This is a genomic window from Erwinia sp. PME.40.26/001, assembly GCF_055556675.1.
The window spans coordinates 1-14,291 of the sequence record NZ_JBVHNP010000010.1; the positions used below are offsets into that span (position 1 = coordinate 1).

Annotated in this window: 14 protein-coding genes and 1 other RNA gene; 8 read left to right on the forward strand and 7 right to left on the reverse strand. The window is 55.7% G+C overall.

Annotation, left to right across the window (positions count from 1 at the left end):
- Positions 1-61: 61 nt before the first annotated feature.
- Both ACZ3HG_RS19860 and ACZ3HG_RS19865 read left to right on the forward strand, forming a co-directional pair.
- Positions 62-186: non-coding RNA, RtT sRNA (locus ACZ3HG_RS19860), on the forward strand.
- A 210-nt stretch (positions 187-396) separates the two neighbouring features.
- Positions 397-741, forward strand: a complete 345-nt coding sequence (locus ACZ3HG_RS19865) for a FlxA-like family protein (RefSeq protein ID WP_191936816.1) — start codon at positions 397-399, stop codon at positions 739-741.
- Here ACZ3HG_RS19865 and ACZ3HG_RS19870 read toward each other — a convergent pair.
- A complete protein-coding gene (locus ACZ3HG_RS19870; RefSeq protein WP_465334038.1) occupies positions 738-1,658 on the reverse strand; it encodes a LysR family transcriptional regulator in 921 nt (306 codons plus the stop codon). The two genes, ACZ3HG_RS19865 and ACZ3HG_RS19870, sit on opposite strands and share 4 nt — an antisense overlap.
- A 94-nt stretch (positions 1,659-1,752) precedes the next feature.
- Between ACZ3HG_RS19870 and ACZ3HG_RS19875 the strand changes: the two genes are divergently transcribed.
- Positions 1,753-2,775 carry a bile acid:sodium symporter family protein gene (locus ACZ3HG_RS19875; protein ID WP_465334040.1) on the forward strand — a complete coding sequence of 341 codons (1,023 nt, stop codon included), beginning with the start codon at positions 1,753-1,755 and terminating at the stop codon, positions 2,773-2,775.
- A 7-nt stretch (positions 2,776-2,782) separates the two neighbouring features.
- Here ACZ3HG_RS19875 and ACZ3HG_RS19880 read toward each other — a convergent pair whose 3' ends face one another.
- The 3 genes from ACZ3HG_RS19880 to zipA form a co-directional block, all read right to left on the reverse strand.
- Positions 2,783-3,010, reverse strand: coding sequence for a DUF3820 family protein (locus ACZ3HG_RS19880; protein ID WP_191934778.1), 228 nt, complete (start codon positions 3,008-3,010; stop codon positions 2,783-2,785).
- Between the two features lies 1 nt (position 3,011).
- Positions 3,012-5,024, reverse strand: a complete 2,013-nt coding sequence (gene ligA / locus ACZ3HG_RS19885) for an NAD-dependent DNA ligase LigA (RefSeq protein WP_465334042.1) — start codon at positions 5,022-5,024, stop codon at positions 3,012-3,014.
- A 69-nt stretch (positions 5,025-5,093) separates the two neighbouring features.
- Complete coding sequence (gene zipA, locus ACZ3HG_RS19890) at positions 5,094-6,044, reverse strand: cell division protein ZipA (protein ID WP_465334044.1); 951 nt, start codon at positions 6,042-6,044, stop codon at positions 5,094-5,096.
- A 220-nt stretch (positions 6,045-6,264) separates the two neighbouring features.
- On the opposite strand from zipA, the gene cysZ reads away from it, so the two are divergent.
- The 5 genes from cysZ to crr all read left to right on the forward strand — a co-directional run bounded on the left by cysZ (position 6,265) and on the right by crr (position 11,359).
- Positions 6,265-7,026, forward strand: coding sequence for a sulfate transporter CysZ (cysZ, locus tag ACZ3HG_RS19895; RefSeq protein WP_191934775.1), 762 nt, complete (start codon positions 6,265-6,267; stop codon positions 7,024-7,026).
- A gap of 219 nt (positions 7,027-7,245) precedes the next feature.
- A complete protein-coding gene (gene cysK / locus ACZ3HG_RS19900) occupies positions 7,246-8,217 on the forward strand; it encodes a cysteine synthase A (protein WP_191934774.1) in 972 nt (323 codons plus the stop codon).
- 393 nt (positions 8,218-8,610) lie between these two features.
- Positions 8,611-8,868, forward strand: coding sequence for a phosphocarrier protein Hpr (gene ptsH / locus ACZ3HG_RS19905; protein WP_034916267.1), 258 nt, complete (start codon positions 8,611-8,613; stop codon positions 8,866-8,868).
- A 216-nt stretch (positions 8,869-9,084) separates the two neighbouring features.
- Entirely contained in the window at positions 9,085-10,812 is a 1,728-nt protein-coding gene (ptsI, locus tag ACZ3HG_RS19910; protein ID WP_465334048.1) for a phosphoenolpyruvate-protein phosphotransferase PtsI, read from the forward strand.
- A 43-nt stretch (positions 10,813-10,855) separates the two neighbouring features.
- On the forward strand, positions 10,856-11,359 hold the full coding sequence (crr, locus tag ACZ3HG_RS19915) for a PTS glucose transporter subunit IIA (protein WP_062744899.1): 504 nt from the start codon (positions 10,856-10,858) through the stop codon (positions 11,357-11,359).
- Between the two features lie 65 nt (positions 11,360-11,424).
- On the opposite strand, the gene ACZ3HG_RS19920 is transcribed toward crr, so the two are convergent.
- The 3 genes from ACZ3HG_RS19920 to ACZ3HG_RS19930 are packed head-to-tail and all read right to left on the reverse strand — an operon-like array spanning position 11,425 to position 14,187.
- Positions 11,425-12,114 (reverse strand): GntR family transcriptional regulator, encoded by a 690-nt coding sequence (locus tag ACZ3HG_RS19920; RefSeq protein ID WP_191934773.1) that lies wholly within the window; start codon positions 12,112-12,114, stop codon positions 11,425-11,427.
- Positions 12,115-12,157: 43 nt separating this feature from the next.
- Positions 12,158-13,510: an ATP-binding protein gene (locus ACZ3HG_RS19925; protein ID WP_465334050.1), complete on the reverse strand. Its 1,353-nt coding sequence runs from the start codon at positions 13,508-13,510 to the stop codon at positions 12,158-12,160.
- Complete coding sequence (locus tag ACZ3HG_RS19930; RefSeq protein ID WP_191934771.1) at positions 13,507-14,187, reverse strand: response regulator transcription factor; 681 nt, start codon at positions 14,185-14,187, stop codon at positions 13,507-13,509. The genes ACZ3HG_RS19925 and ACZ3HG_RS19930 overlap by 4 nt, the downstream gene beginning before the upstream one ends.
- Positions 14,188-14,291: the final 104 nt, after the last annotated feature.

Below are 14,291 nucleotides of genomic sequence, written 5' to 3' on the forward strand. Positions count from 1 at the left end.
CAACGCCGAGTCATCCTGCACGACCCACCAATGTAGAAAGGCGCCCTAAAGGCGCCTTTTTGCTATCTGTCACCCGGCCGGGGTTCGAACCTGCCGCAGGTTCGGGTCAAGCGCAGCGAGACAGCGTTGCTGAAGGCAACGGCCCGAAGGGCGAGGCAACGCAGAGTCATCCTGCACGGCCCACCCATTCAGAAAGAAGCGCCTGACGGGCGCTTTTTCGTTCTGCCCATCGCACGGCGGTCGAACCCAGAACATCCAGGCTGACCACACCAGGGGGCAGCCCCTGCCCCCTGGTGTGCTTTTCGCTTTGCGAACACACTTTTTACGCATTATGTGCTCAAGTCTGGAGCGATCCTTTCCGATAACCCGTATTGGTTAAATACAAAGGAGACAGAGATGACAACCATCAATACCAGCGCCAGCGTATCGGGCGGTTCAGGGGGCGGGGATTCGGTTTCGCAAACCGCCAGCATCAGCAAACAGATTGCCAGACTGCAGGAACAGCTGAAAAGCATGGCCGGTGATACGACCATGGATGAAGACCAGAAAGCAAAACAGCAGCAGATGATCGAAAATCAGATCATGATGCTGGAAGCGCAGTTAGCGCAAATCCAGCAGCAGCAGGCTGAAAAAGCCGCCGAAACGCAGGAAGCCAGTAAAGATGCGGACAGCGGTAGCAGTAAAATGGCCGACGGGGTTAACCGTCCGACCGAAAATAATAAGCTGAACGTCTACATCTAATAAGGCGATGCGCTGGCACGTTGCTGCGTCAGCAGCTCCGCCTGCTGGCGCACTTCCTGCCATATCGCCTCTGCCGCAGGCGTCAGCGAGCGGTTTTTACGCCTGACCAGCATAATGCTGCGGTTGATCTCCGGTACAATGCGACGCACCAGCAACGGCCTGCCCTGGGGTAACGGCAGCGCCAGCGCCGGTAAAATACTGATACCGATCCCCGCCTCCACCATGGGAAACAAGGTTGCCGGATGGCCAATCTCCTGGGCTATCTCTGCCTGTACCTGCTGGCCGCGCAGCGCCTCATCAATCAGTACCCGGCTGCCCGAGGCATAGTCCTGCAGTACCAGCGTGCGGTGGTTAAGCATATGCCAGTAAACCGTGGTTGCCAGCGCCAGCGGATCATCCTGGCGGCACAACAGCAAAAACGGTTCATCCAGGATAGCCTCACACTCCAGATCGTCCGCCTGCAGGGGCCCGACGACAATGCCGAAATCGACCTCCGCATTGCGGATGCTTTGCAGCACCCACTGCTGCGGACGGTCGCGCAGCAACACTTTGATCTCCGGGTAGTGCAGCTGCCCTGCCGCCAGACACTGCGGCATCAGGTGGGCAGAGGGGGTCTGACTGGCAGCCACGCGCACCGTACCGCTGCGATGATGGCCATAACTGCGCACATCCAGTAGCGTGGTGTTCAGCTCTTCCAGCAGGCGCTCAAGGCGGCTGCCAAGCTGTTCTCCCGCCTCGGTTAGCAGCACCTCGCGCGTGGTACGATCCAGCAGCCGGATGCCCATCTCCGTTTCCAACTCTTTTATGCTGTGGCTGACCGCCGACTGGCTGAGCCCGATCAGCTGCCCGGCCTGGCTGAAACTTCCCTGCTGGGCCACCGCCACAAACACCCGCAGCTGACGCAACGTGTAATTCATCGATTCTACTCATATATGAATTTAATAAATTAATTTTATTTCTAAACCCCGGCAGAGCACAATAGCCGCATCATTTTTTAACCGGGCATTAACAATGGGCATATTTCGTATTGATCCACTGATGTTGAAGCTGATTATCACCGTGCTGCTGGCATCCTTCCTGCCCGCCCGCGGCTTCTTTGTTGATTTCTTTGAATGGATGACCACCATCGCCATCGCCCTGCTGTTCTTTATGCACGGAGCCAAGCTGTCGCGGGAAAAGATCATTGCCGGCGGCGGCCACTGGCGTCTGCACCTGTGGGTGATGTTCAGTACTTTCGTCCTGTTCCCGGCCCTCGGGATGCTGCTGGTCTGGTGGCATCCGTTAGATCTCAGCGTTGAGATCTATACCGGCTTTATGTACCTGACCATTTTGCCCGCCACCGTGCAGTCGTCGATTGCGCTGACCTCGCTCGCGGGCGGTAACGTCGCGGCAGCCGTGTGCAGCGCCTCGGCCTCCAGCCTGCTTGGCGTCTTTATCTCGCCGCTGCTGGTTGGCCTGCTGATGAATGTTCACACGGATGCCGTCGGTGGCAACCTGGAGCAGATGGGTAAAATTATGCTGCAGCTGCTGGTACCGTTTTTACTCGGTAATCTTTCGCGCCGCTGGATCGCCGGCTGGGTGGAAAAAAACCGTGGCCTGATTGGTAAAACCGACCAGACGTCTATTCTGCTGGTGGTTTACTCGGCCTTCAGCGAGGCGGTGGTGAACGGTATCTGGCACCGCGTAGGGGTGATGACGCTGGTGTGGATTGGGGTGGGGAGCCTGGGCCTGCTGTTTGTGGTGCTGGCAATTAACCTGGCTGCAGCGAGACTGTTTCGCTTTAACCGTGAGGATGAGATTACCATTCTCTTCTGCGGGTCGAAAAAGAGTCTGGCAAACGGCGTGCCGATGGCCAATATCCTGTTCCCGTCAGCCGCCGTGGGGATCATTGTGCTGCCGCTGATGATCTTCCATCAGATCCAGCTGATGGTCTGTTCCATGCTGGCGCAGCGCTATAAAAGAGCCGGTGAGAAACTGGCTGCGCAGAAGAAAGCAGACGAGCAAAAACCTGCGGTAATGGAATCGCAGAAGTAAGACTGTGTTACGGGGCCTGATGGCCCCGTTTCAATGGTTTCACGAGTCCTTCCAGCCCCTCTATTTTGATCGCCAGCGCGATCTGCATCAGCTCCCCCAGGTGTCCCTGAGGAAACTCATCTTTGCGGGCAAACCACAGTAAATATTCTTCGGGCAGGTCAATCAACACCCGTCCCTTATACTTACCAAAGGGCATTTCGGTGTTGGCGATCTCGATCAGGTGCTGTTTTTCCATCTCACTCACCCAGTAAACGTATCATTTCCGCTTCGTCGATCACCGCAATACCCAGCTCCTGCGCCTTAGCCAGCTTGGAGCCTGCGGCTTCTCCGGCAATCACCAGATCGGTTTTCTTCGACACGCTGCCGCTGACTTTTGCCCCCAGCGCCACCAGCCGATCTTTGGCTTCATCGCGTGACAGCACGGTCAGAGAACCGGTCAGCACAACGGTTTTACCGGCAAACGGGCTGTCGATCTCTTCCGCTTTGACCACCACCACCTCAGGCCAGGTGATCCCGGCTTTTTCCACCAGCAGGCGGATCACCTCACGGTTGCTCTCTTCATCCAGGAAGTTACGCACGTGGCTGGCAACCACTTTGCCGACGTCCGGCACCGCGATGAGCGCATCGAGATCGGCGGCCATCAGCGCCTCAAGAGTACCGAAGTGGGCAGCCAGGTTAGCGGCTGTGGCCTCCCCGACTTCACTGATGCCCAGGGCATACAGGAAGCGCGCAAACGTGGTGTGCTTCGCTTTTGCCAGGGCATCCACGACGTTCTGAGCAGACTTTGGCCCCATACGATCCAGCCCGGTGAGTTTGCCTGCCGTCAGGTCGAACAGGTCGGCCGGGTTCAGGACATACTCTTTATCGACCAGCTGGTCGATAATCTTTTCGCCCATGCCGTCTATGTCCAGCGCACGGCGGGAAACAAAGTGTTTTAGCGCGCCCTTACGCTGGGCACCGCAGATCAGACCGCCGGTACAGCGGGCGACGACTTCGCCTTCTACCCGCTCAACGTCCGAGCCACAGACCGGACAGTGGGTCGGGAACACGACGTCCCGCGCATCTTCAGCGTGTTCCACCACGCTGACGACTTTCGGGATCACATCGCCCGCACGGCGGATCGTCACACGATCACCGATTTTCAGCCCCAGTCGCTCAATTTCATCCGCATTGTGCAGCGTGGCGTTGCTCACTATCACCCCGGCGACCAGCACCGGCTCCAGACGTGCTACCGGCGTGATCGCCCCGGTACGCCCGACCTGGAACTCGACGTCCCGCACCACGGTCATCTGCTCCTGGGCTGGAAACTTAAACGCGATCGCCCAGCGAGGTGCGCGGGCTACAAAGCCCAGCTGCTCCTGCAGATCCAGGGAGTCCACTTTGATCACCACGCCGTCAATATCAAACCCGAGGGTCGGACGAACCGCTTCAACTTCCCGGTAAAAAGCCAGCACCTCTTCGGCACTGTGACACAAACGCACGCGATCGCTGACCGGCAGGCCCCAGGCTTTAAACTGCTGCAGGCGACCCATGTGGCTGCGCGGCATCTCGCCCCCCTCCAGCAGGCCAAGTCCATAGCAGAAGAACGTCAGCGGGCGTCTGGCAGTGATGCGCGGGTCAAGCTGACGCAGTGAGCCAGCCGCCGCATTGCGCGGATTAGCAAATACCTTGCTGCCGGTGCGCCGTGCTTCGTCGTTCATCTTTTCAAAGCCGGCCAGCGGCATAAATACTTCGCCACGCACTTCCATTCGTGCCGGGATATTTTCCCCGCGCAGGCGCAGCGGAATAGCGCCAATCGTGCGCACGTTGGCAGTGATATTTTCCCCGGTGGTGCCGTCACCCCGCGTCGCTGCCCGCACCAGTTCCCCGTTTTCATACAGCAGGCTGACCGCCAGCCCGTCGAGCTTCAGCTCGCAGCAGAAGGTCATCTCATCGCTGCTTTTCAGGCGATCCTGTACGCGCTTGTTAAACGCCAGATAGCTCTCTTCGTCGAAGGCATTCTCCAGCGATAGCATCGGCACTTCGTGGCGCACCTGGTCAAAAGCAGTAAGTGGCGCAGCACCGACACGCTGGGTGGGAGAGTCGGCGGTCACCAGTTCAGGGTGGGCGGCTTCCAGCTCACGCAGTTCCCCCATCAGGCGATCGTACTCCGCATCCGGCACTTCCGGCGCATCCAGCACGTGATACTGATATTCATGGTGGCGAAGCAGGGTTCGCAGATGGGTGATTTTGTCTTGTAAGGATTCCATAGCGGCACCATCAGAGATAAAAAACCCCCGAAGGCCGGGGGTTTGGGAAGATTATGATTCGGGTGAAAATTACTGCGCGTTGGCGTCAATCACATCGCGGATACGCGCTTTATACGTTTCCAGCTTTTGTGGTGTCATCATCCGGCGTTCATCATCCAGCACTACGCCGCCAACATCGTCGGCAATGCGCTGGGCAGACTGCAGCATCAGCTTAAAGTTCTGATGTGCATCGCCGTAGGACGGCACCATCATAAAGATCGACACGCCCGGGGTGGTGAAATCAGACATGTTGTCCGGATTAAACGACCCCGGTTTAACCATATTCGCCAGGCTGAACAGCACCGGGCCACTGCCCGCCGGGTTCAGATGGCGGTGGAATATATTCATTTCGCCAAACTGGAAGCCTGCCTGCAGTACACCTTGTAGCAGCGCTTCACCGCTGATGCTGCCGCCTGCATGGGCAGAAACGTGCAGAACGAGTACGGTCTCTTTACGACGGGCCTCTTCGCGCTTCGCCTCTGCGATTTCCTCGTCAGACGGAGGCTGGACGGCCCCGGCCACAGGTTGAGGCGGCTCCGGCGGTCTGCTAACCGGCGGTGCCTGGCGCACGGGTTCAGCATGACGCTCGGGTTCAGGTGTCTCGTACTCCGGTTCCGGGGCATGCTGAAACTCACCGCCAAACAGCGGGTCAGATTCAGGTTGCTCATCCACCACGGGCTGATGCCGTACCGGTTCAGGTGCTTGACGAGGTTTTGACTGACGCGGTGGTTCATCCCCGGCATTAAATCCACCCAGGGAAGGCTCCGACGGCTCAGGCTGGCTGCGCTGGACACGCACTTCGCCCACGCCCTCTTCCTCGTCTTCGAACGCTTCTTCTCTGTCCTGCTTTAAACGCTTGTGCGGGCGATCGCGAAAAACAGATGAGCGCTCTTTACGGCTGGTCCACAAGCCGTGAAGGAGAAGCGCTATTATGGCGATCGCGCCAACAACGATTAATATCAGACGCAAATCCTGCATCATTGTATTCTCTGTTGTTCCAATACCTTGCCACCGCGGCAAACTTTATCCTCTAACTGTATTTGCCCAGGTACACAAGTGCAAGTCTGTGCAGTATTTTCTGACAAATATCCCGCTATGAGGACGGTTTTTTGCTGTTTTTTCGCTCAAAGCCCCTCTGGCAAGGGGAAAAAGCTGAGTTATGATACCCCCTGGCCGCCCGTTTAATGGAGAAAAGCAGTACATGTCACTTCAAAATTCTGACCCGTCGCACAATGGCGTCCACTTTTTTGCCCAGGGATGGAAGCTGATCATGCTTCCTGGCATCCGACGTTTTGTGCTGCTGCCGCTGCTGGTCAACATCATTCTGATGGGTGGCGCTTTTATCTGGCTGTTTGATCGTCTGGGGCACTGGATACCCCAACTGATGGCGATGGTTCCCGGCTGGCTGCAGTGGCTTGGCTATCTGATCTGGCCGCTCACAGTACTGTCGATCATTTTAGTCTTCAGCTATTTCTTTTCGACTATCGCTAACTGGATAGCCGCTCCTTTTTGCGGCCTGCTCTCCGAACAGCTGGAGGGGCGTCTGACCGGAAAACCCCTGCCCGATAACGGCTGGAGTGGTCTGATAAAAGACCTGCCGCGCATCATGAAACGTGAATGGCAAAAGCTGGCCTGGTATCTGCCGCGTGCGCTGGTTCTGCTGCTGCTCTATTTTGTTCCGGGATTTGGCCAGACGGTGGCCCCGGTGCTGTGGTTCCTGTTCAGCGCATGGATGCTGTCGATTCAGTACTGCGACTTCCCCTTTGATAATCACAAAGTGAGCTTCCGGGACATGCGTACTGCACTACGACAGAATAAAACGGAGAATATGCAGTTCGGTGCCCTCGTCAGCCTGTTCACTCTGATCCCGCTGCTGAATCTGGTGATTATGCCCGTTGCCGTCTGCGGCGCGACGGCCATGTGGGTAGAAAAATACCGCCCGCAGCTGGCACTGAACCGATAGGACCCGATCAGCGGGCCGCGCTTTCCGGCCCGCCCCTGTCCAATCCCGCGACGGGCAGCGTGGATTTTCCATGATTTCGCCCGTCATTTCGCGCTTATGCCATTTCGGCAGGCCTTATTTCGGCAGAACATATCTATATACGATTTCTTCACTTCACTGGCTAAATGAACAAGGTATGCTCTAAGCGTTCCCAATATTTCATACAGTTAAGGACGGGCTATGAGTAAGATCTATGAAGACAACTCTTTAACAATCGGTCATACGCCGCTGGTTCGACTGAACCGCATCGGTAATGGACGCATTCTGGCAAAAGTAGAGTCGCGTAACCCTAGCTTCAGTGTCAAATGCCGTATCGGTGCCAATATGATTTGGGACGCAGAGAAACGCGGAATTCTGAAGCCGGGTATTGAACTGGTCGAACCGACCAGCGGTAACACCGGTATTGCGCTGGCCTATGTTGCCGCCGCACGCGGTTATAAGCTGACGCTGACCATGCCTGAAACCATGAGCGTTGAGCGCCGTAAGCTGCTGAAAGCGCTGGGCGCTAACCTGGTGCTGACGGAAGGGGCCAAAGGAATGAAGGGTGCCATCAGCAAGGCAGAAGAGATTGTGGCCAGCGCGCCAGACCGCTTTGTCCTCCTGCAGCAGTTCAGCAACCCGGCTAACCCCGAAATTCATGAAAAGACCACCGGCCCGGAGATTTGGGAAGATACCGATGGTGAAGTCGATGTGTTTATCGCCGGTGTCGGTACGGGCGGAACGCTGACCGGCGTCAGCCGCTACATCAAAAATACCCAGGGCAAAAAAACGCTGATCACCGTTGCGGTCGAACCGACCGACTCCCCGGTGATTGCCCAGGCGATTGCCGGGGAAGAAATTAAGCCCGGCCCGCATAAAATCCAGGGCATTGGCGCGGGCTTTATTCCCGGTAACCTCGATCTCAACCTGGTGGATCGGGTGGTGGCTATCTCCAATGAAGAAGCGATTTCAACCGCCCGTCGCCTGATGGAAGAAGAAGGAATTCTGGCCGGTATCTCTTCCGGTGCTGCGGTCGCCGCCGCGCTGAAACTGCAGGAAGATGAGGCCTTCGCCAATAAAAATATCGTCGTGATCCTCCCCTCTTCCGGTGAGCGCTATCTCTCTACCGCTCTGTTTGCCGATCTGTTCACTGAAAAAGAACTGCAACAGTAGTGCCAGAACGCCGATATTGTCTGAAAAAGCACCCGTTCGGGTGCTTTTTTGTGGGCTGCTTCAAACTTTTACCACCCTACCGATTGATTTTACCCTCTGGTGTCTGGTATTTAAGCTGCCAATTATTTCGATCCGTAAAATTAATCGCCGCGTGAACTGGATCAAGCTGAATCGATTTACTGGTTTGGCGCACAACGCGAAATAGCGGCATAATGGGTAGTGGAAAAGCAAGAGGGAATTCCGCATTCATCCTCCCTGTTCATTCCACCTTACCAGCGCATTTTTTGGCCAGTCTTTGTACCATGCCAGCGCGACTCACTACAGGCTAAAGTTCAGCCACCAGGCTAGACTTTAGATCAACAACACCAAACCAAATTAAGTTGGGGAAACATAATGTTCCAGCAAGAAGTCACCATTACCGCACCAAATGGCCTGCACACTCGTCCAGCCGCTCAGTTCGTTAAAGAAGCGAAAGCTTTTGCCTCAGAAATCACCGTGACCTCTAACGGTAAATCTGCCAGCGCGAAAAGCCTGTTCAAACTGCAGACCCTGGGTCTGACTCAGGGTACTGTCGTTACCCTGTCAGCTGAAGGCGAAGATGAGCAGAAAGCCGTAGAGCATCTGGTTAAACTGATGGCGGAACTGGAGTAATCCATTCGCTTTCCAGCTAGTCCAGCGACGTTTTTCCGGACATGAGTAAGCAATATTGATCGCGAACAGTACGTTCGCGATGTTGTTTTCGTAAACTAGCCAAAAAGCTGACGAAACAGACGGTATGTGCTGTCCGGCTCGCTGAGTGGATTAACCGATGCAGTCATCCGCGGTTCTTCGCCTCAGATGATTTTCAAAGAATGAAAAGGTAGGGTTATGATTTCAGGCATTTTAGCATCACCGGGTATCGCTTTCGGCAAGGCGCTTCTGCTGAAAGAAGATGAGATTATCATCAACCGGAAAAAGATTTCTGCCGACCAGGTCGATCAGGAAGTTCAACGTTTTCTTGATGGTCGTAAAAAGGCTGCTGTGCAGCTGGAAGCGATCAAAATCAAAGCCGGGGAAACCTTCGGTGAAGAGAAAGAAGCGATCTTCGAAGGGCATATTATGCTGCTGGAAGATGAAGAACTGGAGCAGGAAATCATCGCCCTGATCAAAGACGAGCATGCCACTGCGGATGCTGCTGCCTTTTCTGTCATTGAAGGTCAGGCTAAGGCACTGGAAGAGCTCGATGACGAGTATCTGAAAGAGCGTGCTGCCGACGTGCGTGATATCGGTAAACGCCTGCTGCAAAACATTCTTGGCCTGCATATCGTTGATCTCAGCGCCATCAATGAAGAAGTATTGCTGATTGCAAAAGATCTGACCCCGTCAGAAACGGCACAGCTGAACCTGAACAAAGTGCTGGGCTTTATCACCGATATCGGTGGCCGCACGTCGCACACCTCGATCATGGCGCGTTCTCTGGAACTGCCTGCTATCGTCGGCACCGGTGATGTGACCAGTCAGGTAAAAAATGACGATTTCCTGATCCTCGATGGCGTTAATAATCAGGTGTACGTTAACCCGACCGCTGAAAAAATCGAAGAGCTGAAAGCCGTAGCCCATCAGTATCTCAGCGAGAAAAACGAGCTGGCGAAACTGAAAGATCTACCGGCGATTACGCTCGACGGCCATCAGGTAGAAGTATGCGCGAACATCGGTACCGTGCGCGATGTCGCCGGTGCAGAACGTAACGGCGCTGAAGGTGTTGGCCTGTACCGTACCGAATTCCTGTTTATGGACCGTGAATCCCTGCCGACGGAAGATGAGCAGTTCCAGGCGTATAAAGCCGTGGCTGAAGCCGTCGGTGCGCAGGCGGTGATTGTCCGTACCATGGATATCGGCGGTGATAAAGACCTGCCGTATATGAACCTGCCGAAAGAAGATAACCCGTTCCTCGGCTGGCGCGCGATCCGTATCGCCATGGACCGTCCTGAAATTCTCCACGCCCAGCTGCGCGCTATCCTGCGAGCTTCTGCCTTCGGCAAACTGCGTATCATGTTCCCAATGATTATCGCCGTTGAGGAAGTGCGCTTCCTGAAAGCCGAGCTGGAAACGCTGAAAGCGCAGCTGCGCGAAGAAGGCAAAGCCTTCGACGAAAGCATCGAAGTGGGCATTATGGTGGAAACACCGGCTTCAGCCGTGATTGCTCACCACCTGGCGAAAGAAGTTGATTTCTTCAGTATTGGGACAAACGACCTGACGCAGTATACTCTGGCAGTTGACCGTGGTAATGACCTGATTTCCCATCTCTACAACCCAATGTCTCCTTCTGTACTGATGCTGATCAAGCAAGTTATTGATGCTTCTCATGCCGAAGGTAAATGGACAGGCATGTGTGGTGAGCTGGCAGGCGACGAACGTGCTACACTACTGTTATTGGGAATGGGGCTGGACGAATTCAGCATGAGTGCCATTTCTATTCCACGCATCAAGAAAATTATTCGTAATACGAATTTTGAAGATGCGAAGGCATTGGCAGAGCAGGCTCTTGCTCAACCTACAGCGGACGAGTTGATGAACCTGGTCAATAAGTTCATTGAAGAAAAAACACTCTGCTGAGTTAGAGACACGCTGGCCCAAAATTACTGCTTAGGAGAAGAACATGGGTTTGTTTTCAAAACTTTTTGGCGATAAGTCTGATTCCGCATCAGGCACTATCGAGATCGTAGCCCCCCTGTCGGGTGAAATCGTCAATATCGAAGACGTGCCGGATGTAGTGTTTGCAGAGAAAATTGTTGGCGATGGTATCGCTATCAAACCTACCGGCAATAAAATGGTTGCGCCGGTCGATGGTACCATTGGTAAAATTTTCGAAACCAATCATGCTTTTTCCATCGAGTCTGACAACGGCATTGAGCTGTTCGTCCACTTCGGGATTGATACGGTTGAACTGAAAGGCGAAGGCTTTAAACGCATCGCTGAAGAAGGTCAGAAAGTCAAAAAAGGCGACGTGGTGATCGAGTTCGATCTGGCGCTGCTGGAAGAGAAAGCAAAATCAACGCTGACCCCAGTTGTGATCTCCAATATGGATGAGATCAAAGAGCTGGTTAAGCTGACGGGTAATGTTGTTGTGGGTGAAACTCCGGTTATCCGCATCAAGAAGTAACAGCCGTCATCGTTAAAAAGCCCTCTGATTTCGGTCAGGGGGCTTTTTTTATGGCTGATTACCGGTTACTGGGTCAGTGCATCGCGCAGGCTGAATGAGGCCTGCGGCCCCTCCTCCAGCGCCAGCTGCCGCTCCAGATGATGCAAATGCTCATCCATAATTGCCTGCGCGCGGGCGACCGCCCCTGCCCTCAGCGCGGATACCACAGCAAGATGTTCATCACACTGGCAGGCCGGGGTTTCATTACGCTGGTACAGGGCAACAATCAGCGAGCTGCGCACCAGCAGGTTGTCGAGCATTTCACTCAGCACCCGGTTGTCGCTGATCCGGGCCAGCAGCAGGTGGAAATGGCTGAGAACCCGGATGATATCGCGGCGATCGTTTCCCGCGATCGCCTCCCGCTCCGCCTGAAAGTGGGCGTCAAGCTCCTGTTCATGCTTCGCCATCTTTTCAACGCTGATGCCGGCAAGCATCGCACGCTCTAACGCCCGACGGGCGATAAACACTTCATGTGCCTCACGCGCTTCCGGCTGGGCCACCCTCGCCCCACGATTTGGCGAGATAGTAACAATGTGCTGCAATGCCAGCCGCTGAAGGGCTGCCTGCACGTGGTTCCGGTTGGCCGACAGCACCTCGACAATCTGTGCTTCAACCAGCCGGGTACCGGGCGTGAGCCGGTGCAGCGCAATCGCCGTTGACAGCGCATCGACGATCCGCTGAATTTCCTGCTGTCTGGCACTGGCCGCTGTGTTCATCCTCTTCCCCTCAGTCAATTATCCCCTCTGCGCTGAAGCGGGCTCAGACAACCCAGTGCGGCAAACGCAGAGTCAGTTCCAGTCCGCCATCGCGGGCGTTGGCGGCACTGACCTCACCCTGATGGGCGATCACCACTTTACGCACGATGGACAAGCCCAGCCCATAGCCTTTGCCGGACAGGGGCGAGTTAACGCGGACAAAGGGGTCAAATATACTGGAAAGCTTGTCAGCCTCAACCCCCGGGCCGAAATCACGCACGCCGATCACCAGCCAGTCCTGCTCCTGATGCAGGCCGATAACCACCTGCTGCCCGTTACCGGAAAAGCGTAGCGCATTGCGTATCACGTTTTCTACGGCAGAACGGATCAGGTTTGCCTCCCCCTTGACCGTGTAATCCTGCTGTTCATCGGCGTTAAACACGATCTCCACGCCGGGGACCTGTGCTTCATAGCGCGCGTCATTGACAACGGCCTTCAGCAGCCCCAGCAGATCGAAATATTGTTCATCGGGCAGGATCTGATGTTCTGCCCGCGACAGCGTGAGTAATTCGCCGATCATCTTATCCAGGCGACGCGCCTCTTCATCAATACGATCAAGCGAGGCGTCAACGGATCCCGGCGTCTGACGGGCCAGTCCCGTCGCCAGCTGCAGGCGGGCAAGCGGGGACCGCAGCTCATGGGAAACATCGTGCAGCAACTCTTCGCGCGCCTTAACCAGCACCGACAGCCGTTCAACCATCGCATCGAACTCCTGCGCCACCACGGAAAACTCATCGTGCCTGCGGCGCATCTGCGGCAGCAGGCGAACGGACAGATCGCCTGCGGAGACCCGGGCAAATCCGGCGCGCAGCTGGCGCATCGGACGCGTCAGGTTCCAGGCCAGGAAAAGGCTGAACAACAGCCCGCAGGCTGCCCCGACAATAAACAGGGGCTCCGGCATATTAAGAATACTGCGCGGATGGCCGCCCAGGGTACTGTCGGCGCGCAGGCCCGCCACGTCGTAGCGCAGCTGATACTGGCGACCATCGGCCCCGGTCACCCATTCAATGACTTCCCGGGGGAAAGCTCCTGGTGCCAGATCACGGTTTAAATCATCGCGGGACTCCGTCTGCAGGGGCGGTCTGGCCATCAGCTTTACCGAGAAAAAACGCCGGTCGTTGGGCGGCCAGTCCACCATCATATCATTCAGCGCTTCCAGCCCACCGCGCTGCAGCACCGACACTGCCGAGGTCATCTGCAGGTTAACAATACGCTTTGTTGCTCTGTTTTCAGGGGGCTCATGATGTTTCCCGTACAGGCTGAACCCCAGCCACAGCAGCTGGGTAATTACAATGTAGGTCAGCCAGAAGCCCAGCAGGATCTTCCAGAACAGAAAGCCACGGAAACCGGTTTTCATCGGATACGGTAACCGATGCTGCGCACCGTCTCGATAGTGATGGTATCCTGGGTCAGCGCGGCCAGCTTCTGGCGAATGTTACTGATGTGCACGTCGACACTGCGATCGTAGGCTTCACGCGGCCGCCCGAGGCCTTTTTCCGACAGCTCGTCTTTCGACACCACGCGGTCTGGGGAACGCAGCAGCAGATCCAGCAGATTGAATTCAGAGGCGGTGAGATCAAAGGGTTTTTTCTGCCATTCACTGATGCGCGTTGCCGGATTCAGCGTCAGCGCCCCCCAGCTAATCAACGCCTTATTCTCCGTAACCGTCGGCTGCTCTTCCACGCGTCGCAGCACTGCACGCAGGCGTGCCACCAGCTCACGCGGGTAGCAGGGTTTGGGCATATAGTCATCAGCGCCCATCTCCAGCCCGATGACCCGGTCAATATTATCGCCCTTAGCCGTCAGCATAATCACCGGCAGGCGGCCATGCTGGCGTACCTGACGCAGCACATCAATGCCGCTCATATCAGGCAGCATAATATCGAGGATCATGGCGCTGTAGCCGCCGGAGAGCGCCCCTTCCACCCCCGCCTTTCCCGTTAACACCAGTGAAGCATCAAATCCTTCAGCAATCAGGTACTGACTGAGCATGGTGCCCAGTTCGAGGTCATCATCGACCAGTAAAATTTTCATAGGGGATCTCTCAATGGTATCGCCGCTATTTTCGCCTGTTCCTGACGAGTCCGCAGCCGCTTTTACCTAATCCTTACAGTCTACTCAACGGCACGGGAAAGTGT